The organism is Serratia sp. FGI94 (genome assembly GCF_000330865.1).
Lineage (GTDB): Bacteria > Pseudomonadota > Gammaproteobacteria > Enterobacterales > Enterobacteriaceae > Serratia_B > Serratia_B rubidaea.
The window spans coordinates 1,195,419-1,216,108 of sequence record NC_020064.1; the positions used below are offsets into that span (position 1 = coordinate 1,195,419).

Annotated in this window: 12 protein-coding genes, 6 tRNA genes and 1 pseudogene; 6 read left to right on the forward strand and 13 right to left on the reverse strand. The window is 58.6% G+C overall.

Going from position 1 to position 20,690, the window contains the following annotated elements; all coding sequences use genetic code 11:
• Window positions 1-215: 215 nt before the first annotated feature.
• Entirely contained in the window at window positions 216-1,640 is a 1,425-nt protein-coding gene (gene miaB / locus D781_RS05425; protein ID WP_015671313.1) for a tRNA (N6-isopentenyl adenosine(37)-C2)-methylthiotransferase MiaB, read from the reverse strand.
• Between the two features lie 255 nt (window positions 1,641-1,895).
• On the opposite strand from miaB, the gene ubiF reads away from it, so the two are divergent.
• Entirely contained in the window at window positions 1,896-3,077 is a 1,182-nt protein-coding gene (ubiF, locus tag D781_RS05430) for a 3-demethoxyubiquinol 3-hydroxylase (protein ID WP_041411730.1), read from the forward strand.
• A 121-nt stretch (window positions 3,078-3,198) separates the two neighbouring features.
• Here ubiF and D781_RS05435 read toward each other — a convergent pair.
• The 12 genes and pseudogenes from D781_RS05435 to nagB form a co-directional block, all read right to left on the reverse strand.
• A tRNA-Gln gene (locus D781_RS05435) sits at window positions 3,199-3,273 on the reverse strand.
• Between the two features lie 21 nt (window positions 3,274-3,294).
• Window positions 3,295-3,371 (reverse strand) — tRNA-Met (locus D781_RS05440).
• A gap of 39 nt (window positions 3,372-3,410) precedes the next feature.
• Window positions 3,411-3,485: transfer RNA gene (locus D781_RS05445), tRNA-Gln, on the reverse strand.
• A gap of 47 nt (window positions 3,486-3,532) precedes the next feature.
• A tRNA-Gln gene (locus tag D781_RS05450) sits at window positions 3,533-3,607 on the reverse strand.
• Window positions 3,608-3,635: 28 nt separating this feature from the next.
• Window positions 3,636-3,720, reverse strand: a tRNA-Leu gene (locus D781_RS05455).
• Between the two features lie 8 nt (window positions 3,721-3,728).
• Window positions 3,729-3,805: transfer RNA gene (locus tag D781_RS05460), tRNA-Met, on the reverse strand.
• 219 nt (window positions 3,806-4,024) lie between these two features.
• The gene (gene asnB / locus D781_RS05465) at window positions 4,025-5,689 is read right to left on the reverse strand and encodes an asparagine synthase B (protein WP_015671315.1); all 1,665 of its coding nucleotides are present in this window, start codon (window positions 5,687-5,689) and stop codon (window positions 4,025-4,027) included.
• A gap of 343 nt (window positions 5,690-6,032) precedes the next feature.
• Window positions 6,033-7,016, reverse strand: a pseudogene (locus tag D781_RS05470) (chitinase); the annotation flags it as partial.
• Between the two features lie 193 nt (window positions 7,017-7,209).
• A complete protein-coding gene (locus D781_RS05475; protein ID WP_015671317.1) occupies window positions 7,210-7,962 on the reverse strand; it encodes an HAD-IIA family hydrolase in 753 nt (250 codons plus the stop codon).
• Between the two features lie 58 nt (window positions 7,963-8,020).
• Window positions 8,021-9,244 (reverse strand): N-acetylglucosamine repressor, encoded by a 1,224-nt coding sequence (locus tag D781_RS05480; protein WP_015671318.1) that lies wholly within the window; start codon window positions 9,242-9,244, stop codon window positions 8,021-8,023.
• A 23-nt stretch (window positions 9,245-9,267) separates the two neighbouring features.
• Window positions 9,268-10,407 carry an N-acetylglucosamine-6-phosphate deacetylase gene (gene nagA, locus D781_RS05485; RefSeq protein WP_015671319.1) on the reverse strand — a complete coding sequence of 380 codons (1,140 nt, stop codon included), beginning with the start codon at window positions 10,405-10,407 and terminating at the stop codon, window positions 9,268-9,270.
• 21 nt (window positions 10,408-10,428) lie between these two features.
• Window positions 10,429-11,229, reverse strand: coding sequence for a glucosamine-6-phosphate deaminase (nagB, locus tag D781_RS05490; RefSeq protein WP_015671320.1), 801 nt, complete (start codon window positions 11,227-11,229; stop codon window positions 10,429-10,431).
• 334 nt (window positions 11,230-11,563) lie between these two features.
• Between nagB and nagE the strand changes: the two genes are divergently transcribed.
• From nagE to D781_RS05515, 5 genes are all read left to right on the forward strand, one after another.
• Entirely contained in the window at window positions 11,564-13,594 is a 2,031-nt protein-coding gene (gene nagE, locus D781_RS05495; RefSeq protein WP_041411732.1) for an N-acetylglucosamine-specific PTS transporter subunit IIBC, read from the forward strand.
• Window positions 13,595-13,847: 253 nt separating this feature from the next.
• Window positions 13,848-15,515, forward strand: coding sequence for a glutamine--tRNA ligase (glnS, locus tag D781_RS05500; RefSeq protein WP_015671322.1), 1,668 nt, complete (start codon window positions 13,848-13,850; stop codon window positions 15,513-15,515).
• Window positions 15,516-16,128: 613 nt separating this feature from the next.
• Window positions 16,129-17,574: an OprD family outer membrane porin gene (locus D781_RS05505; RefSeq protein ID WP_041412009.1), complete on the forward strand. Its 1,446-nt coding sequence runs from the start codon at window positions 16,129-16,131 to the stop codon at window positions 17,572-17,574.
• Window positions 17,575-17,616: 42 nt separating this feature from the next.
• Window positions 17,617-17,961 carry a ChiQ/YbfN family lipoprotein gene (gene chiQ, locus D781_RS05510; protein ID WP_015671324.1) on the forward strand — a complete coding sequence of 115 codons (345 nt, stop codon included), beginning with the start codon at window positions 17,617-17,619 and terminating at the stop codon, window positions 17,959-17,961.
• A 2-nt stretch (window positions 17,962-17,963) separates the two neighbouring features.
• A complete protein-coding gene (locus D781_RS05515; RefSeq protein ID WP_015671325.1) occupies window positions 17,964-20,627 on the forward strand; it encodes a beta-N-acetylhexosaminidase in 2,664 nt (887 codons plus the stop codon).
• The last annotated feature ends 63 nt before the right edge of the window (window positions 20,628-20,690 follow it).

The following is a 20,690-nucleotide window of genomic DNA, read 5'->3' on the forward strand; positions in this document are numbered from 1 at the left end:
TGCCGAAGTCAGACGGATATACGATGAATTATTCATGGTGCGCGGCGAGCGCGCAAGTTTACCCCTGATCTATCTGTGCGCCAGCGCAGGAATTCAAGGGGAAATCATGAAAAATGCGACCCACTTCGCCGCGTAAGCGGGTGGCCGCAAAATAAAACAGCCGGGCAAACGCCCGGCCAGGTTACGCTCATTGCAGGTGATCGCGCTGACGAGTATTAAGGCTGGTAGCTGCCGACGCCCAGCTCGTCTTCTTTGCGGGTGCGGGCGATCACCGACTGCGGAGATTCGTGCACGCGCAGATCCATCTGCTGTTCGGTGCGCACCACGACGCCGCGCAGCGAGTTGGCCAGCACCTCGGTAATCTCTACGTCGACAAACTGGCCGACCATATCCGGCGTGCCTTCGAAGTTGACCACCCGGTTGCACTCGGTGCGGCCCGCCAGCTCCATTACGTTCTTGCGCGAGGTGCCTTCAACCAGAATGCGTTGTACGGTGCCCAGCATGCGGCGGCTGAACTGACGCGCCTGCTGGCTGAGGCGATCCTGCAGAATATACAGGCGCTGTTTTTTCTCTTCTTCGCTGACGTCGTCCACCATGTCGGCGGCCGGCGTGCCGGGGCGCGATGAGTAGATAAAGCTGAAGCTGGTGTCGAAGTTGACCTCGGCAATCAGGTTCATGGTCTGCTCGAAGTCGGCCTGCGATTCGCCCGGGAAGCCGATGATAAAGTCGGAGCTGAGCTGGATATTGGGCCGCACCTTGCGCAGCTTGCGGATAATCGCCTTATATTCCAGCGCGGTATGCGCGCGCTTCATCATGGTCAGAACGCGGTCGGAACCGCTCTGTACCGGCAGGTGCAGATGGCTGACCAGCTCCGGCGTGTCTTCATACACCGCGATGATGTCGTCGGTGAACTCGATCGGATGGCTGGTGGTGAAACGGATGCGGTCAATACCGTCGATGGCCGCCACCAGGCGCAGCAGTTCGGCGAAGGTGCAGATATCGCCGTCGTAGGTGGCGCCGCGGTAGGCGTTGACGTTCTGGCCCAGCAGGTTGACCTCGCGCACCCCTTGCGCCGCCAGCTGCGCGACTTCGAACAGGATATCGTCGCTCGGGCGGCTGACCTCTTCGCCGCGGGTGTATGGCACCACGCAGAAGGTGCAGTATTTGTTGCAGCCTTCCATGATGGAGACAAAGGCGGTCGGGCCTTCGGCGCGCGGCTCCGGCAAGCGGTCGAACTTCTCGATTTCCGGGAAGCTGATATCGACGATCGGGCTGCGGGTGCCCTGCACGTGGTTAATCATCTCCGGCAGGCGGTGCAGCGTCTGCGGCCCGAAAATAACGTCGACGCAGGGCGCGCGTTGGCGAATGTGATCGCCTTCCTGCGAGGCGACGCAGCCGCCGACGCCGATAATCAGCTCGGGATTCTTCTCTTTTAACTGCTTCCAGCGGCCCAACATAGCGAAAACTTTTTCCTGCGCTTTCTCGCGGATTGAGCAGGTATTCAGCAGCAGCACGTCCGCCTCTTCGGCGTTTTCGGTCCATTGGTAACCGTGCGTGCTTCCCAGTAAGTCTGCCATTTTGGATGAATCGTATTCATTCATCTGACAGCCCCAGGTTTTGATATGTAGTTTCTTGGTCATCGAATAGCCATTATCAGTGCGAAGCGAAATTAAGCTGCATTATACCCGAAATCATTCAGGCTGCCGTGAGCCTGCGCCTTGCTGACGACGGGAATAGCGACATTGCAGAAGGGGCATTGTAAACACTTGCTGCGGCGGTGACCAGCGCGGGGAAAATCTCCTGTGACCTGAAGCCGGATGAAAAATCCGGTACACTAAGGGGCAATACGCCGCGCAGGATAGGGCGGCGCTCACCAACCAACAAGCATAACCAACATGAAGACTTCTCAAACAGGGTACGACGTCGCCGTAGTCGGCGGCGGCATGGTCGGCGCGGCCGCCGCGCTCGGGCTGGCGCAGGCCGGTTTTCGCGTGGCGCTGCTGGAACATCAGGCGCCGGCAGCGTTTGAACCGCACAGCGCGCCGGATCTGCGGATTTCCGCCATTGGCTGCGCCTCGGTGGCTCTGTTGAAACAGCTGGGCGCCTGGCCGGCGCTGGCGCAGATGCGTTCGGCGCCGTACCGCCGGCTGGAAACCTGGGAGTGGGAGTCGGCGCGGGTGGCGTTCGACGCCGCCGAGCTGGGCCTGCCCGAGCTTGGGTTTATGGTGGAGAACCGTCTGCTGCAGCTGGCGCTGTGGCAGCAGCTGCAGCACTGCCACACGCTGACGCTGCACTGTCCGGCCAGGCTGCAGGTGCTGCGGCGCGAGGACGAGACGTGGCGGCTGACGCTGGACGACGGTGAAACGCTGACGGCGCGGCTGGTGGTCGGCGCCGACGGCGCGCACTCGCAGGTGCGCAAACTGGCGGATATCGGCGTCAGCGGCTGGCAGTATCGTCAGTCCTGCATGCTGATCACCGTGCAGACCGGCGCGCCGCAGCAGGACGCCACCTGGCAGCAGTTTTTCCCTTCCGGCCCGCGCGCCTTCCTGCCGCTGTATGACGACTGGGCCTCGCTGGTGTGGTACGACAGCCCGCAGCGCATCCGCCAGCTGCAAAGTATGCCGATGGCGCAGCTGGAGCAGGAGATTACCGCGGCGTTTCCGGCGCGGCTGGGCGCCGTGAAGGCGCATGCCGCCGGCTCCTTCCCGCTGGTGCGCCGCCATGCCCAGCGTTACGTCCTGCCGGGGCTGGCGCTGGTCGGCGACGCGGCGCACACCATCAACCCGCTGGCCGGGCAGGGGGTTAACCTGGGCTACCGCGACGTTGACGCGTTGCTGAATGTCCTGCTGGAGGCGCGTGATCAAGGAGAGGAGTGGGCGAGCGAGGCGGTGCTGCAGCGCTATCAGCGCCGACGCCGCGCCGACAACCTGCTGATGCAGAGCGGGATGGATCTGTTCTATACCGCCTTCAGCAACCGCCTGGCGCCGCTCGGCGTGGTGCGCAACCTGGCGCTGATGGCCGCCGAACGCGCCGGTGGGTTGAAACAGAAGGCGCTGAAGTATGCGCTGGGGTTATAAGCTGCCGGGCAGTCGCCGCGCAGCGTGAGCAACAAAAGGTCGGGACGCCCGGCCTTTTTCTTTGTTTGCGTGTGGAAGAGCAGAAAAGCAAAAAGCCCACCGAAGTGGGCTTTTCTAAATGTGGCTGGGGTACGAGGATTCGAACCTCGGAATGCTGGAATCAGAATCCAGTGCCTTACCGCTTGGCGATACCCCAATTGTGAAAGCCATTTAGCAATGGTGGCTACGACGGGATTTGAACCTGTGACCCCATCATTATGAGTGATGTGCTCTAACCAGCTGAGCTACGTAGCCGCGCTAAATATTGCTTTATCGACTTGCAGGTTGTTTGTATGGCTGGGGTACCTGGATTCGAACCAGGGAATGCCGGTATCAAAAACCGGTGCCTTACCGCTTGGCGATACCCCAACAACCGTTACAAATCTTTCCTGCTTACCGCCTTCTCAGAGAGAAGATGGCTGGGGTACCTGGATTCGAACCAGGGAATGCCGGTATCAAAAACCGGTGCCTTACCGCTTGGCGATACCCCATCAGCAGAGCCGACGACGATGAAGAGAGTGGTGCGGGAGGCGAGACTTGAACTCGCACACCTTGCGGCGCCAGAACCTAAATCTGGTGCGTCTACCAATTTCGCCACTCCCGCAAAAAAGATGGTGGCTACGACGGGATTCGAACCTGTGACCCCATCATTATGAGTGATGTGCTCTAACCAGCTGAGCTACGTAGCCATCTTTTTTCGCGCTACCTTCATCGGCGTTGCGGGGCGCATTATGCGTATATGACCGATTTGCGTCAACAAGTTTTTTGCCGAAAAAGCGTTGCAGGCTGCCGTTTGTCTGGGTTGTGAACAGTATGGCGATAAAATCGGCAATTCATTCAATTTATGGTTTAAAACATCAACAAAAAGGCGAACCCGCAGGTTCGCCGTCGTATTGATCTATAGCGGTTTACTGATAGGCGGACTGGTGCACGCCGACGGCGCGGCCGGACGGATCGTCCATTTTTTTGAATGATTCATCCCACTCAATCGCCTTGGCTGATGAACAGGCCACCGACGGGCCGCCCGGTACGCACTCGGCGGCGCTTGGCAGCGGGAACAGCTCTTCGAAAATCTCACGGTACAGGTAGCCTTCTTTCGAGGTCGGCGTGTTGTACGGGAAACGGAAACGTGCGGTTTCGAGCTGTTGGTCGCTGATTTGCTGCGCAGCCACCTCTTTTAAGGTGTCAATCCAGCTGTAGCCCACGCCGTCGGAGAACTGCTCTTTCTGGCGCCAGGCCACGCTGGCCGGCAGATAGGACTCGAAACACTCGCGGATGATGTGTTTTTCCATTTTACCGTTGCCGCACATTTTATCCTGCGGGTTGATGCGCATCGCCACGTCGAGGAATTTCTTGTCGAGGAACGGCACGCGCGCCTCAACGCCCCAGGCGGACATCGCCTTGTTGGCGCGCGCGCAGTCGAACATATGCAGCGCCAGCAGTTTACGCACCGTCTCGTCGTGGAACTCGCGCGCGTCCGGCGCCTTATGGAAGTAAAGGTAGCCGCCGAACACTTCGTCTGCACCTTCGCCGGACAGCACCATCTTGATGCCCATTGCCTTGATCTTGCGCGACATCAGATACATCGGCGTCGAGGCGCGGATGGTGGTGACGTCGTAGGTTTCAATGTGGTAAATCACGTCGCGGATGGCGTCCAGGCCTTCCTGCACGGTGAAGTGAATTTCATGGTGCACGGTGCCGAGGTGGTTGGCCACCTCCTGTGCGGCGCGCAGATCCGGCGAACCCTGCAGGCCGACGGCGAACGAGTGCAGCTGCGGCCACCAGGCTTCGCTGCGCTCCTGATCTTCCACGCGGCGCGCGGCGTATTTTTTGGTGATGGCGGAAATCACCGACGAGTCCAGGCCGCCGGACAGCAGCACGCCGTAAGGCACGTCGGACATCAGGTGGCTTTTTACCGACTCTTCCAGCGCGTTGCGCAGCGCATTGGCGTCGGTGACGCTGTCTTTGACGCTGTCATAGTCAAACCAGTCGCGCTGGTAATATTGGCGGATCTCGCCGTCCTGGCTCCACAGGTAGCTGCCGGCGGGGAACTCTTTAATGGTGCGGCAGACCGGCACCAGCGCCTTCATTTCCGAGGCGACGAACAGGTTGCCGTGCTCATCAAAGCCCATATACAGCGGAATGATGCCGATATGGTCGCGGCCGATCAGGTAGGCGTCTTTTTCCGCGTCATACAGCGCGAAGGCGAACATCCCCTGCAGATCGTCGAGGAACGCCGGGCCTTTCTCCTGATACAGCGCCAGGATCACTTCACAGTCGGAGCCGGTCTGGAACTGATAGCGGTCGCTCAAGGCGTCGCGCAGCGTCTGGTGGTTGTAGATTTCGCCGTTTACCGCCAGAACGTGAGTATGTGCCGCGTTATACAGCGGCTGCGCGCCGTTATTGACATCGACGATCGACAGGCGCTCATGCGCCAGAATGGCTTTATCGCTGGCGTAAATGCCGGACCAGTCCGGGCCGCGGTGGCGCATCAAACGAGACAGCTCGAGCGCTTTTTTACGCAGCTCAGCGGGATCGGACTTCAGATCGAGCACACCGAAAATAGAACACATACAAACTCTCCTAAACGACTTTTTCTGGGACTGTGATGTTGTTTTTTGCTGTTATACGCAGCCGGAAGCATGGCTGCGGGCTGTTTATGAAAATGCGCCAAAAGCGACGTCGGGCGCAAGCGTTTTCATATTCAGGGGGAAAATAGTTATTGGTGGGGTGCCAAATTTTAACGGATATTCATATTTAAGGCGTATTTTTTGATGAATCGTTAAATGAAGCGCGCCGCCGGTGGTTTTTCGGGCGCTCGGCGGCGGGAAAGATTAAGCATCAGACAGGTTACCGGCGCGGCGATGTTCGCCGGCCGGTAACCCGGGCAGGGAAATGCCGGGTGGGTTAACCGTTGCCGTGAATCAAGGCGCGATAGCGCGTGCTGAATTCCCAGGCGTAGGGCACGCCGCTTTTGCTTTTACCGTTGTCCCAGTTGATGGACCAGGTCATCAGCCCTTTGATTGACAGCGCTTTATCATCCAGGCGCCGGAAGGCGTTGTAGACCGCCTGCGGGTCGACCACATAGCCGGTTGCGGCGGCGTCGACGTTGCTGGGCAGGCCGATGGCGAACTTGTCTGCGGGGATACGCGCAAAGCCGCGGCTGCCCGTTACCAGGCTTTCGGTCAGGTAAAACAGAAAGTCCTCTTTCATCGCGTCGTTGTTTTGCGTGATCCAGGCGCCGGCGCCGCCGTTGGCCTCCTCAACCCACAGGCCGTCGCCGCCCTGGTTATAGTATTGCGGCGCAATAAAGTCATACACGCCGTCGAGCGCGTTAATATAGTCCAGGTAGCTGCCGCCGGTGCGTAAATAGGGGAATTCCGGCGCCATGCTGATGATGAAGTTTTTCCCCTGCGCGGCGTAATGCGCCTTAACGCTTTTCAACGCGGCGGGCAGCACGGTTTTATTATTGGCGGCGCCAATCGCGGCCTGTTCCAGATCGATATCCAGCCCGTCAAAACCGTAGGTTTCCACCAGGCGGATAATCTCATCTTTTAGTTTCTCTTCGTCGCCGGTCTTCAGCTCAATATGCGCGTCGGCGCCGCCGAGGGAGATCAGCACCGCACGTCCCTGGCCGTTGAGCGTTTCGACCTGGCTGCGGAACGCTTCGTCCGTCAGGTTATACGGTTTGAACGTCGGAATGCCCTGGCCCTTCATAAAGGCGACGGCGATAACGTTATAGGCCTCGGGAATATCGGTCAGGTTCATATTGGCGAATTGCCCCTGCTGATAGCCGTCGCTGGCGCCCGCCTGCCAGTTATGCCAGAAACCCATCAGGATTTTTTTACCGCTGATATCCGGCATGGTGTTGTTAACCGTGGTTGCATTTATCTCACTCATCATAACCTCGTCATATTTTAGGGAAGGATAACGTGGCGCGCGGCGGCGATGGCCGGCCTGCGCGTAATGAAATAATGCGTGGTTTCACCGGCGGCAGAATGAAAGTTTTATCCGCGACAAATAAATAAAATTCAAGATGATGGCGGGGAAAGGCGGGAAGGGATACGGCGACGGGAACCCGCCGCCGCAGGGATCAGAACAGGTCGATATCGGCGACCGATGGGAAGATGTAGGTCGGGCGGAAAGGCATGCTTTCAATATCGTTCGGCGTAGAGACGCCGGACAGCACCAGAATCGTTTCCAGGCCGGCCTGGAAGCCGGCCAGAATGTCGGTGCGCAGGTTATCGCCGACGATCACCGTCTCTTCCGAGTGGGCCTGCATCTTGTTCAGCGCGGCGCGAATGATCCACGGGCTGGGCTTACCGACGTAAAACGGTTTACGGCCGGTGATCTTTTCGATCGGGGCGCACAGCGCGCCGCAGGCCGGCACAAAGCCGTGGCCGTGGGTATCCGGGTTGGTGGCGATAAAGCGCGCGCCGTTACTGACGAAGTAGGCGGCCTTGTGGATCATCTCCCAGTTGTAAGAGCGGGTCTCGCCGACGATCACAAAGTCGGGGTTGATGTCGGTAATGGTGAAGCCGGCTTTATACAGTTCGTGAATTAACGCGCCTTCGCCCACCACATAGGCTTTTTTCCCTTCCTGACGGCGCAGGAAATCGGCGGTGGCCATCGCCGAGGTATAGAACGCGCTTTCCGGCACGTCCAGACCGGCGGCGGCAAAGCGGTTGGCCAGATCCTGCGCGGTCTGCGACGGGTAGTTGGTCAGCACCACCAACGGCATGCCCTGTTCCTGAATGCGCGCCAGAAAGCGGTCGGCGCCGGGAACGGCGGTATTGTCATGCATCAGTACGCCGTCGATATCACAGATTACGTTTTTAATCGTCATGGTGGGGGGATCTCATCAAGACGGCGGAGAGCGTGCTGCCCTCCGCCTGAAAATAGGGTCAGTTTTCCAGCAGGCGCTGCAGCAGCACGCCGTTGAGCATGGCGCGCTTGGCTAGAGCAAACGCGCCGATCGCCGAACGATGGTCAAGTTCCGACGTGACGACCGGCAGGTTTTTACGGAAATCTTTCAGTACCTGATTATTGATGCAGCTTTGTATCGCCGGCAACAGGACTTTATGCGCTTCGGTGATCTCGCCGGCGATCACCACTTTTTGCGGGTTAAACAGGTTGATGGCGATCGCCACCGCTTTGCCCAGGTAGCGGCCGACGTGGTCGATCACTTCGCCGGCCAGCAGGTCGCCGCGGTTGGCGGCCTTGCAAATGGCGTTGATACCGCAGTCGTCCGGCGACAGCAGCTTGCTGGGATAGCCCTGCGCCAGCAGCTGGCGCACCCGCTGTTCGATGGCGGCGTTGGCGGCAACGGTTTCCAGACAGCCGAAATTGCCGCAGTGGCAGCGTTCGCCGAGCGGGTCGATTTGAATATGGCCGATTTCGCCGACGTTGCCGTTATTGCCGAGGAAGATCTGGCCGTTAACGATAATGCCGGCGCCGGTGCCGCGGTGCAGCCGCACCAGAATGGAGTCTTCGCAGTCGCGCGTGGCGCCGAAGTAGTGCTCCGCCAGCGCCAGGCTGCGGATATCATGGCCGACGAAGCTGGTGACGTTGAAGCGCTGCTGCAGGTGCTCGACCAGCGGCCAGTTATCGACGCCGATATGCGGCATATAGCGCACGATGCCGTGAGAAGGATCGACCAGCCCGGGCAAAATCACCGAGATGGCGATCAGCTCGCGCAGCTTGCGCTGGTAGCTGGCGATAAACTGTTCGATAGCGTTGAACAGGGCGTTTTCCAGCGTTTCCTGCGTGCGTTCCGGCAGCGGATAGTGCTCTTCGCCGAGCGATTTACCGCTCATGTCATACAGGGTGATGGTGGCGTCGTGACGGCCAAGGCGCACGGCGACGGTGTGAAACTGACGGGTTTCGCTGACGATGGAGATGGCGCGGCGGCCGCCGGTGGAGGCTTGCTGATCGACCTCTTTGATCAGCCCGCGCTCCAGCAGCTGGCGGGTAATTTTAGTCACGCTGGCGGGGGCTAGTTGGCTAAGTTCGGCGATTTGGATGCGCGAGATTGGCCCTTGCTGGTCAATCAGGCGGTATACCGCCGCGCCGTTAAGTTGTTTGACTAAGTCTACGTTGCCGATCTGTGCCTGTCCGCCAGTGCTCATCAATAAAGTTACTCGCTGTCTGATTAAACCTCGTTACCGTTAACGAGCGTTTTGGTAATGGTGAAGTCGCGGGTAAAGGCGGTCAGGTTCGCCACTTTACCGGCTTCGATACTGCCCAGACGCTGGTCTACGCCGATGGCGCGCGCCGGATAGAGCGTGGCCATACGCAGGGCTTCATCAAGGGCGATGCCGACATGTTCCACGCTGTTCCGCACCGCTTCAATCATTGTCAGCGCAGAACCGCTCAGGGTGCCGTTCTCATCGACACACAGCCCGTCCCGATAGTATATGGTTTTACCGGCGAAAATAAATTGATCAATATCGGCGCCCGCCGGTGCGGTGGCGTCGGTGACCAGCACCAACTTATCACCTTTCAGGCGTTTGGCGTTACGGATACTCGCCCAGGCGACGTGATGACCGTCGGCGATAATCCCGGTATACACTTCCGGCGTATCGAAGATCGCGCCCATCAGCCCCGGCTCGCGGCCGGTGATGTACGGCATGGCGTTGTACAGGTGGGTGGCGAAGCTGATGCCGGCGGCAAAGCCGGTGCGCGCCTGTTCATAGGTGGCGTTGGAGTGGCCGGCGGAAACGATGATGCCGGCGTCGCGCAGCTGGGTGATAAAGTGCGGCTCCACCATTTCCGGCGCCAGCGTCACCTTGGTGATGACATCGGCGTTGGCGCACATATAGTCCACCATCTCTTTGTCCGCGCGGCGGATAAAGGCCGGGTTATGGGTGCCTTTTTTCTGCGGGCTGAGGTAAGGCCCTTCCAGGTGCAGGCCAAGCGCCTGATTGCGCCGTTTTTTCAGATAAGCGCGCATCACCTCGACGCTGTGCTTCATAAATTCGTCGCTGCTGGTGATCAGCGTCGGCAGGTAGCTGGTGCAGCCCGATTTCTCATTGGCGTGCTGCATGATCTCCAGCGTCTCCTCGGAGATGGCCTCCAGCGCGTCGTTAAACTGGACGCCGCCGCAGCCGTTCAGCTGGACATCAATAAAACCGGGGGCCAACAGGGCGCCGCCCAGGTCGCGCGTTTCGATGCCGGCCGGCAGTTCGGCCAACGGGCAAACGCGTTCAATCAGGCCGTCGGCGATCACTACCGCATGGTCATCAAGCACGTCGTGGCCGGTGTAAATACGGCCGTGGATTAAAGCGAACATGTAGCCCCCTACAAACAAAAATTAAAGATTCTTCACGCTTTCCGCTTCCAGTTCACGGAAGTACTTAACGGTTTTAACCTTCAGCTCCATGGTGGACGGCTCGTCGCATACCACGATGGCTTTGGCGTGCAGCTGCAGACAGCTGATGGTCCACATATGGTTGACGTTGCCTTCTACCGCCGCCTCCAGCGCCTGCGCCTTGGCGTGGCCGGTCACCAGAATCATCACTTCTTCCGCATCCAGCAGCGTACCGACGCCGACGGTCAGGGCGTATTTCGGCACCTGGCTGACGTCGCCGCCGAAGAAGCGCGAGTTGGCGATGCGGGTATCTTCGGTCAGCGTTTTGATCCGGGTGCGGGACGCCAGCGAAGAGGCCGGCTCATTAAAGGCGATATGGCCGTCAATTCCCACGCCGCCCATAAACAGATTAATTTTGCCGTAGGCTTTGATTTTCTCTTCATAGCGGCGGCATTCGGCGTCGACGTCTGGTGCGTTACCGTTCAACAGATTGATATTTTCACGCGGGATATCAACGTGATCAAAGAAATTACGGTACATGAAGGTATGATAGCTTTCCGGGTGCTCCTGCGGCAGGCCAACATATTCATCCATATTGAACGTCACAACGTGCTTAAAGCTTACTTCACCTGCTTTGTGCATCGCAATCAGATGTTTGTAGGCTTCCAGCGGCGTGCCGCCGGTCGGCAGGCCCAGCACGAACGGACGTTCCGCCGTCGGGTTGAAGGCATTGATGCGTTGTACGATATGGCGGGCGGCCCATTTGCCTACTTGTGCGGTATCTTTCAGTGGGATAAGTCTCATCATACACCTCTTGGGTAAGTAAACTATGGCTATACTGATCGAGCCCTGACAGAAGGCTTAAGCCTAATCCAGCTTTATCGTTTCTGCGTTGGGGAGCCTCAGTATCGATTTTTTTAATGATAAAATAAGTTTTGTGCGATGGCTAGCAATGTCATCGTTAAACTGACCTTTTTGGTGATTTAAATCACAAAAAGGGAGGTTTTAATTTGCGATACGAATTAATTTTTTTACACTCCGCATGAGTAATGTGTGCCATGCGTTATTTTTAAAAAGGTAGTGAGATTTCTCAATAAACTACCAATAGGATCCGTCCGCGGATGAATAGGGGGAAAAGGTGAACATTCTTAGTTACTTACAAAAAGTGGGGCGTGCCTTGATGGTGCCGGTCGCCACGCTGCCGGCCGCCGCGATATTAATGGGCGTCGGCTACTGGATTGACCCGGTAGGTTGGGGCGGCGACAACGCGGTTGCCGCGTTCTTTATTAAGTCCGGCTCGGCCATTATCGACAATATGTCGGTGCTGTTCGCCATTGGCGTCGCCTACGGCATGTCGAAGGACAAGGACGGCGCGGCGGCGCTGACCGGCTTCGTCGGCTTCCTGGTGTTGACCACCCTCTGTTCGCCGGCCGCGGTATCGATGATTCAGAAAATCCCGCTGGATCAGGTGCCCGCCGCGTTTGGTAAAATTGAAAACCAGTTCGTGGGGATCCTGGTGGGGATTATCTCCGCCGAAATCTACAACCGCTTCAGCAGCGTCGAGCTGCCGAAGGCGCTGTCGTTCTTCAGCGGCCGCCGCCTGGTGCCGATCCTGATCTCCTTCCTGATGATTCTGGTCGCCTTTATCCTGATGTACGTCTGGCCGCTGATCTTTAACGGTCTGGTGAACTTCGGTGAATATATCCAGAAAATGGGCTCGGTCGGCGCCGGTCTGTACGCCTTCTTCAACCGTCTGCTGATCCCGGTTGGCCTGCACCACGCGCTGAACTCGGTGTTCTGGTTCGACGTGGCCGGCATTAACGATATCCCTAACTTCCTCGGCGGCCAGCAGTCTATTGAAGCTGGCAAGGCGGTGGTGGGCATCACCGGTCGTTATCAGGCGGGCTTCTTCCCCATCATGATGTTCGGCCTGCCGGGTGCGGCGCTGGCGATTTACCACTGCGCGCGTCCAGAGAACAAGGCTAAAGTGGCGGGCATCATGATGGCCGCGGCGTTTGCCGCCTTCTTCACCGGCATCACCGAGCCGCTGGAGTTCTCCTTTATGTTCGTGGCGCCGGTGCTGTACGTGATCCACGCGATCCTGACCGGTATTTCCGTCTTTATCGCCGCCAGCATGCACTGGATTGCCGGCTTCGGCTTCAGCGCCGGCCTGGTGGATATGGCGCTGGCCTCCCGCAACCCGCTGGCGACCCACTGGTACATGCTGATCCCGCAGGGGCTGGTGTTCTTCGTCATCTACTATGCGGTGTTCCGTTTCACCATCACCAAATTCAACCTGATGACCCCGGGTCGTGAACTGGCGGTCGCCGGTGATGAAACCGACGGTTACGATGTCGACGCCGCCGCCGGCAAAGATGAAAACGCCACCACCACGCTGGCTCGCCGCTATGTGAGCGCGATTGGTGGTTCCGATAACCTGACCGGGATTGACGCCTGCATCACCCGCCTGCGTCTGAATGTGAAAGATTCCGCGCTGGTGAACGATGCACTGGCGAAACGTCTGGGCGCCTCCGGCGTGATCCGTCTGAACAAGCAGAGCGTGCAGGTGATTGTCGGCACGCAGGCCGAGCTTATCGCCAGCGCGATGCGCGGCGTGGTGGCCGCCGGTCCGGTCGCCGCCGCCAGCGTGCCGACGACGCCGCAGGCCGAAGCGAAGCCGCAGGTGGTGCCTAACGCGCCGCAGGCCGTGGAGCTGGAAGCGTTGGTCGCGCCGGTCAGCGGCGAAGTCGTGGCGCTGGATCAGGTACCGGACGAGGCCTTTGCCAGCAAAGCGGTGGGCGACGGCGTGGCGATCCGCCCGACCGACAGCATCGTGGTTGCGCCGGCCGACGGCACGGTAGTGAAAATCTTCAACACCAACCATGCCTTCTGCCTGGAAACCGACAAGGGCGTTGAGCTGGTGGTGCATATGGGCATCGATACCGTGGCGCTCAACGGCCAGGGCTTCAAACGCCTGGTGGAAGAGGGGGCCGAGGTGAAAGCCGGTGAACCGGTGCTGGAGATGGATCTGGCCTACCTGAACGCTAACGCACGTTCGATGATCAGCCCGGTGGTGGTCAGCAACGTGGATGATTACGCCGGCCTGGGCGAACTGGCGAGCGGCAACGTGGTTGCCGGCCAGACCCGACTGTACGTGATCAAGAAATAACGATTTTTACCTGAGTAGTACCATATTGGGTGCCAACGAGTCATGACGGGACGCACCCGGCGTTTGGCGGGAAGAGAGCAATCTCTTCCCGCTTTTTTATTGGGCGCTCGGGGACAGGTTGCACTTTTCCGGTGCAATGGCGCATGATGGGGCGGAGATAATATTTTTTGCTGAAACTAACGGTTGTTTCCAAACGTGGCTTGTTGGATCATAGGCGGTTATGTGAAGCACTTTGCATTTGAGGAATAGTGAAATGAGTGAGGCAGAAGCCCGCCCAACCAATTTTATCCGTCAGATCATCGATGAAGATCTGGCGTCAGGGAAGCATACGACGGTTCATACCCGCTTCCCGCCTGAACCTAATGGCTATCTGCACATCGGCCATGCGAAATCCATCTGCCTGAACTTTGGCATTGCCAAGGATTACCAGGGGCAGTGCAACCTGCGTTTTGATGATACCAACCCGGTGAAAGAAGATATCGAGTTCGTTGATTCCATCAAGCATGACGTTGAGTGGCTGGGTTTCCAATGGAGCGGCAACGTTCGTTACTCCTCTGACTATTTCGACCAGCTGCACCACTATGCCGTTGAGCTGATCGGCAAAGGCCTGGCCTATGTTGATGAACTGACGCCGGAGCAAATCCGCGAATACCGCGGCACCCTGACCGCGCCGGGCAAAAACAGCCCGTACCGCGACCGCACGGTGGAAGAGAACCTGGCGCTGTTCGAAAAAATGCGTAACGGCGAGTTTGCCGAAGGCACCGCCTGCCTGCGCGCCAAAATCGATATGGCGTCGCCGTTTATCGTAATGCGCGACCCGGTGCTGTATCGGATCAAGTTTGCCGAACACCACCAGACGGGCAACAAGTGGTGCATCTATCCGATGTACGACTTCACCCACTGCATTTCCGATGCGTTGGAAGGCATTACCCATTCGCTGTGTACGCTGGAATTCCAGGACAACCGCCGTCTGTATGACTGGGTGCTGGATAACATCACCATTCCTTGCCATCCGCGTCAGTACGAATTCTCGCGTCTCAACCTTGAGTACGCCATCATGTCGAAGCGCAAGCTGAACCAGCTGGTGACCGAGAAGATCGTGGAAGGCTGGGACGATCCGCGTATGCCGACCGTATCCGGTCTGCGTCGTCGCGGCTATACCGCCGCCTCGATCCGCGAATTCTGTCAGCGTATCGGCGTGACCAAGCAGGACAACAACGTCGAAATGATGGCGCTGGAGTCATGCATCCGCGACGATCTGAACGAGAACGCGCCGCGCGCCATGGCGGTGCTGGATCCGGTCAAAGTGGTGATCGAGAACCTGCCGGCGGATCGGGTGGAAACGGTGACCATGCCTAACCATCCGAACAAGCCGGAAATGGGCAGCCGCGAAGTGCCGTTCAGCCGCGAAGTGTATATCGACCGCGCTGACTTCCGTGAAGAAGCCAACAAGCAGTACAAGCGTCTGGTGCTGGGCAAAGAAGTGCGTCTGCGTAATGCCTACGTGATCAAGGCGGAGCGCGTTGAGAAAGACGACGCCGGTGAAATCACCACTATCTTCTGCAGCTATGATGCCGAGACGTTGAGTAAAGATCCGGCCGACGGCCGCAAGGTGAAGGGCGTGATTCACTGGGTGTCGGCGGCGCATGCGGTGCCGGCGGAAATCCGCCTGTACGATCGCCTGTTCAGCGTGGCGAACCCGGGCGCGGCAGAGGACTTCCTCGCCACCATTAACCCGGAATCGCTGGTAGTCAAGCAGGGCTTTGTTGAGCCAAGCCTGGCGCAGGCGCAGCCTGAGCACGCCTATCAGTTTGAGCGTGAAGGCTATTTCTGTGCCGACAGCCGCGACTCTTCGGCCGAGCATCTGGTGTTTAACCGCACCGTGGGCCTGCGCGACACCTGGGCGAAAGTGGGCGCATAAGCCCGGCTTACGGCCATTCCGCTGATAAAAGCGCAACCTTGGTTGCGCTTTTTTTTTTATCTCTCTGTCCGATACTTCAATATTTTTACAGTTAATCCCCGGGCGGTTGCCGCACGATTAAACGTCATTAGCCGATATTACCGGGATAATCAGGCGGTTTTTATTGCATCGCGCGCTGAACGCCATCAACATGCCGTCATTTATTAATATTAACTTATATATTCGTGACGGAAAATAATGGAGATAAGAGAGCGCTCTCTGTTTTTTGCTATTTTTCCCCTAACATTGAGCTGAAACCATTCAACTCAGGCTAAATCGATATTGTTAGTATATTTCTTTTTGATTTAACTTAACTTTTATATTAACTCTCGCTATTTTTTTGACGCGTAACAAATCCTCATCAATATGTGCTCCTTGTCATACTTTGACAAACTTATTGCATTTTTCATTTGATAATTCGCATCGCGAAAAATAGTCTGTAATTAGCAATAAATGCTGTGGGGTTTTTCCGACGGCAACACTTTTTACCCGTTTCAGGGTTTTTTATTAGCGGCCGTTCGAGGCGGTGATGGGCAGCGGCGGCCGTACTTTTATGTCAAAGAGGAATTTTATTATGGCTACGCACGGTGTTCGGCGTAATACGCTGACGCTTGCTGTCGCGGGCGCGCTGTTGGGGACGGGGCTGGCGATGCCCCCGGCGGCGCAGGCAGCAGGGTTTATCGAGGATTCCACGCTCAGCGGCGGCCTGTATTACTGGCAGCGCGAACGCGATCGTAAAGATTTAAATAAAACCAAAGAGATGACCAGGCCGGACGGCAGCAGCGTCACGGTAAATAATCCCGACTACAACAGCTACACCACCAATTTGTCCCATGCGACCGCCAACCTGAGCCTGGATTTCAGTTCCGGCTACGCCTGGGACATGCTGGGCCTGGACGTTGCCGCCTTCAGCGCAATTGAAATTGCGGAAAGCAAAGACAGCGGCCACCCGAACGAAATCGCCTTTTCCAGCAGCAACCGCACCTATGATGAAACCTATCAGGGCGATAAGGGCGGGGTCAGCCTGTACAAGGCCGCCGCCAAATTCAAATATGGCCCGGTCTGGGCGCGCGCCGGCTATATTCAGCCCAGCGGGCAAACGCTGCTGGCGCCGCACTGGAGCTTTTTACCGGGCACCTATCGCGGTGCGGAGGCCGGCGCCAACTTTGACTACGGCGATGCCGGCGCGCTGAGTTTCTCTTATATGTGGGCCGATAAATATAAAGCGCCATGGCATACCGTGATGGACGACTTCCGCCAGAATGACCGGAAAACCTCGGTGTCTTATTTGCACTCCGTCGGCGCTAAATATGATTTCAAAAACGATCTGGTGCTGGAAGCGGCGTTTGGGCAGGCGCAGGGCTACGTGAACCAGTATTTCGCCAAAGCCGCCTATCAGTTTGAACTGTTCGGCAATCCGCTCACCACCAGCTATCAATTCTACGGCGCTGAAGACCGCATCAGCGACCGGCACGATCCCAACAGCATCTATGACGGGCTGGCCTGGCTGCAGGCGCTGACCTTCGGTTACACCACCGGTCAGTTTACCTGGCGTCTGGAGGGCACCATGGTCAAGGCCGAGGGCAATCAGGGGTACTTCCTGCAGCGCATGACGCCGACCTATGCCTCCTCAAACGGCCGCCTGGATGTGTGGTGGGACAACCGCTCCGACTTTAACGCCAACGGCGAGAAAGCGCTCTACGCCGGGGTGATGTACGACCTGAGCAAGTGGAACCTGCCGGGCTGGGCGGTCGGCGGCTCTTACGTCTACGCCTGGGACGCCAAACCGAGCACCAACCCGATCTATGACCAGAGCCAGCGCCTGAAAGAGAGCGCCTACAGCCTGGACGCCATGTACACCGTGCAGGAAGGGCGCGCCAAGGGCACGCTGTTCAAGCTGCACTTCACGCAGTATGACAACCACTCCGATATTCCGAGCTGGGGCGGCGGCTACGGCAACATCTTCCAGGATGAGCGCGACGTCAAATTTATGGTTATCGCACCGTTCACCATCTTTTAATCGCTGCCCCGGCGTCGGGGCAGGGTTACAGGGGGCAGTTGCATGATGAGAACAATGTTGTTGGCGGCCGCGATCGCGGCGGGGCTGACCGGCTGCGTACAGCCGCAGGCGGCGCCGGAGGATGGCCGGTTACGGCAGGCTTACGCCGCCTGCATCAATACCGCGGAAGGGTCGCCGGAAAAATTGCAGTCCTGTCAGGCGGTGCTGGAGGTCTTGCGGCAAGAGCGGCGGCACCAGACGTTTGCCGCACAGGAAACGGTGCGCGTGATGGATTATCAAAAATGCATTCAGGCGCTGCACAGCGGCGACGGCCAGGCGTATCAGGCGCGCTGTGGCCGGCTGTGGCAAGAAATTCGGGCGAATAACCACGATTACCAAGGAGGCTGAAGATGAATAAATTTAAACTGAGTGCCCTGGCCGTATTGGCGGCGACCGCCGGCATGTTCGGCGCGGCCGGCAGCGCCATGGCGGATCAGCCGCTGGTGGAGCGCCTCAGCCAGCTGAAGCTGAATATCAAAATGCTGGATAACCGCGCCGCCGACAGCGGCGTGGACTGCGCCAGGCTGGGTGCCGACTGGGCGGCCTGCAACAAGGTGCTGATCACGCTGGCCAACGGCGGCCAGGCGATTACCGCCAAAGACTGGGCCATCTATTTCCACAGCCCGCGTCAGACGCTGGAGGTGGGCAATAAGCAGTTCCGCATCACTCACCTGACCGGCGATCTGTATAAGCTGGAGCCGACCGCGGCGTTCCGGGGCTTCCCGGCCAACCAGGCGGTGGAAATTCCCATTGTGGCGGAGTACTGGCAGCTGTTTAAGACCGATTTCCTGCCGCGCTGGTATGCCACCGCTGGCGACGCTAAACCGCAGGTGCTGGTCAATACCGATACTGAAGATCTGGACCGGTTTGTGGCGCCGTTCGGCGACGACCAGTGGAAGCGCACCAAAGACGATAACAACGTGCTGATGACGCCGGCCTCGCGCTTTACGCGCAACGCGGATGTGCAGACGTTGCCGGCCGCCTCGCTGCGCGGCCAGATTATCCCGACGCCGATGTCGGTACAGATCCATGCGCAGGATATCGATCTTGGCAACGGCGTGGCGCTGAACCTCGACGCGCTGGAGCCGGCGTCAGCGGAGGTGGTGCGCGAGCGCTTTAAGCAGCTTGGCGTCGCAAGTGTGGCGACGGGCTATCCGATCGTCACCGAGATCAGACCGGCATCGTTTAGCGGCGAGATAGCGCAATCCGGCGCCTATAAACTGACGCTGAGCGAGAAGGAAGCGCGGATTACCGGCTTTGACCAGAGCGGGGTGTTCTACGGTCTGCAGTCCATTTTGTCGCTGATTCCGCTGAATGGCGAGAAGAAGATTGCCGCGCTGGAGGCGAGCGACGCGCCGCGCTTTGCCTACCGCGGGCTGTTCCTCGACGTGGCGCGCAATTTCCACCATAAGGACGCCGTGCTGCGCCTGCTGGATCAGATGGCGGCCTATAAGCTGAATAAATTCCATTTCCACCTGACCGATGATGAGGGCTGGCGTATTGAAATCCCTGGCCTGCCGGAGTTGACGGACGTCGGTGCGCAGCGCTGCCATGACCTGAGCGAAACCACCTGTCTGCTGCCGCAGTACGGTCAGGGGCCGGGTGTCTACGGCGGTTTCTTCTCGCGCCAGGATTACATCGACATTCTCAAGTATGCGCAGGCGCGACATATTGAGGTGATCCCGGAAATCGACATGCCGGCGCACGCCCGCGCGGCGGTAGTTTCCATGGAGGCGCGCTACCAGAAACTGATGGCGCAGGGCAAGCAGCAGGAGGCGGAGGCGTACCGGCTGGTCGACCCGACCGATACCTCGAACACCACCTCGGTACAGTTCTTCAACCGCCAGAGCTACCTGAACCCGTGCCTGGACTCCTCCACCCGCTTTGTCGACAAAGTGATGGGGGAACTGGTCAAAATGCATCAGGAGGCGGGGCAGCCGATCGGCACCTGGCACTTTGGCGGCGATGAGGCGAAAAACATCCGTCTGGGGGCCGGTTACACCGACGTGAAGAAACCTGAGGCGGGCAAGGGGATGCTCGATCTGAGCAAGGAAGATAAGCCATGGGCGAAGTCGCAGGCCTGCCAGCGGCTGATCGACAGCGGTAAAGTGGCGGATATGGAACATCTGCCGAGCTACTTTGGCCAGGAGGTCAGCAAGCTGGTGAAGGCGCACGGTATCGATCGGATGCAGGCCTGGCAGGATGGCCTGAAAGATGCCAAGGACGCCAAAGCGTTCGCCACCTCGCGCGTGGGCGTCAACTTCTGGGATACCCTGTACTGGGGCGGCTTTGACTCGGTGAACGACTGGGCCAACAAGGGTTATGAAGTGGTGGTCTCCAACCCGGACTATGTCTATTTGGACTTCCCGTATGAAGTGAATCCGAACGACAGCGGCTATTACTGGGGCACCCGCTTCAGCGACGAGCGCAAGATCTTCAGCTTTGCCCCGGACAATATGCCGCAAAACGCCGAAACCTCGGTTGACCGCGACGGCAACGCGTTCAGCGCCAAAAGCGACAAGCCGTGGCCGGGGGCGCACGGTCTGTCCGCCCAGCTGTGGAGCGAGGTGGTACGAACCGATCCGCAGATGGAGTATATGATCTTCCCACGTGCGCTGTCGGTGGCCGAGCGCGCCTGGCACCGCGCCGACTGGGAACTGGACTATCAGGCGGGCCGCGAGTACAAGGGGGGGGAAACCCGCTTTGTCGACGGCAAAAAGCTGGCGCAGGAGTGGCAGGTTTTTGCCAATATCCTGGGGCAGCGTGAGCTGGCCAAGCTGGATGCGGGTGGCATCAGTTACCGTCTGCCGGTGCCGGGCGCGCGCATAGTCGGCGGCAGGCTGGAAGCCAATATTGCGCTGCCGGGCCTGACCATCGAGTATTCGACCGACGGCGGCCAGCGCTGGCAGCGTTATGATGACGCCGCCAGACCGGCGGTGCAGGGCGAGGTGCAGGTGCGTTCGGCAAGCCCGGACGGCAAGCGCTTCAGCCGTGCGGAGCCGGTAACGGCCTAAGCCAAACGTCTGCGGCGCCCATCGCTATAACGGCGGGCGCCGCAGCGGCTCCTCGAGCGACAG

What these genes read in the sequence shown, in the direction of transcription:
- miaB (WP_015671313.1), bottom strand. Translation starts at nt 1,640, where the DNA reads ATGACCAAGAAACTACATATCAAAACCTGGGGCTGTCAGATGAATGAA.
- ubiF (WP_041411730.1), top strand. Translation starts at nt 1,896, where the DNA reads ATGAAGACTTCTCAAACAGGGTACGACGTCGCCGTAGTCGGCGGCGGC.
- asnB (WP_015671315.1), bottom strand. Translation starts at nt 5,689, where the DNA reads ATGTGTTCTATTTTCGGTGTGCTCGATCTGAAGTCCGATCCCGCTGAG.
- D781_RS05475 (WP_015671317.1), bottom strand. Translation starts at nt 7,962, where the DNA reads ATGACGATTAAAAACGTAATCTGTGATATCGACGGCGTACTGATGCAT.
- D781_RS05480 (WP_015671318.1), bottom strand. Translation starts at nt 9,244, where the DNA reads ATGAGCACTGGCGGACAGGCACAGATCGGCAACGTAGACTTAGTCAAA.
- nagA (WP_015671319.1), bottom strand. Translation starts at nt 10,407, where the DNA reads ATGTTCGCTTTAATCCACGGCCGTATTTACACCGGCCACGACGTGCTT.
- nagB (WP_015671320.1), bottom strand. Translation starts at nt 11,229, where the DNA reads ATGAGACTTATCCCACTGAAAGATACCGCACAAGTAGGCAAATGGGCC.
- glnS (WP_015671322.1), top strand. Translation starts at nt 13,848, where the DNA reads ATGAGTGAGGCAGAAGCCCGCCCAACCAATTTTATCCGTCAGATCATC.
- D781_RS05505 (WP_041412009.1), top strand. Translation starts at nt 16,129, where the DNA reads ATGGCTACGCACGGTGTTCGGCGTAATACGCTGACGCTTGCTGTCGCG.
- chiQ (WP_015671324.1), top strand. Translation starts at nt 17,617, where the DNA reads ATGATGAGAACAATGTTGTTGGCGGCCGCGATCGCGGCGGGGCTGACC.
- D781_RS05515 (WP_015671325.1), top strand. Translation starts at nt 17,964, where the DNA reads ATGAATAAATTTAAACTGAGTGCCCTGGCCGTATTGGCGGCGACCGCC.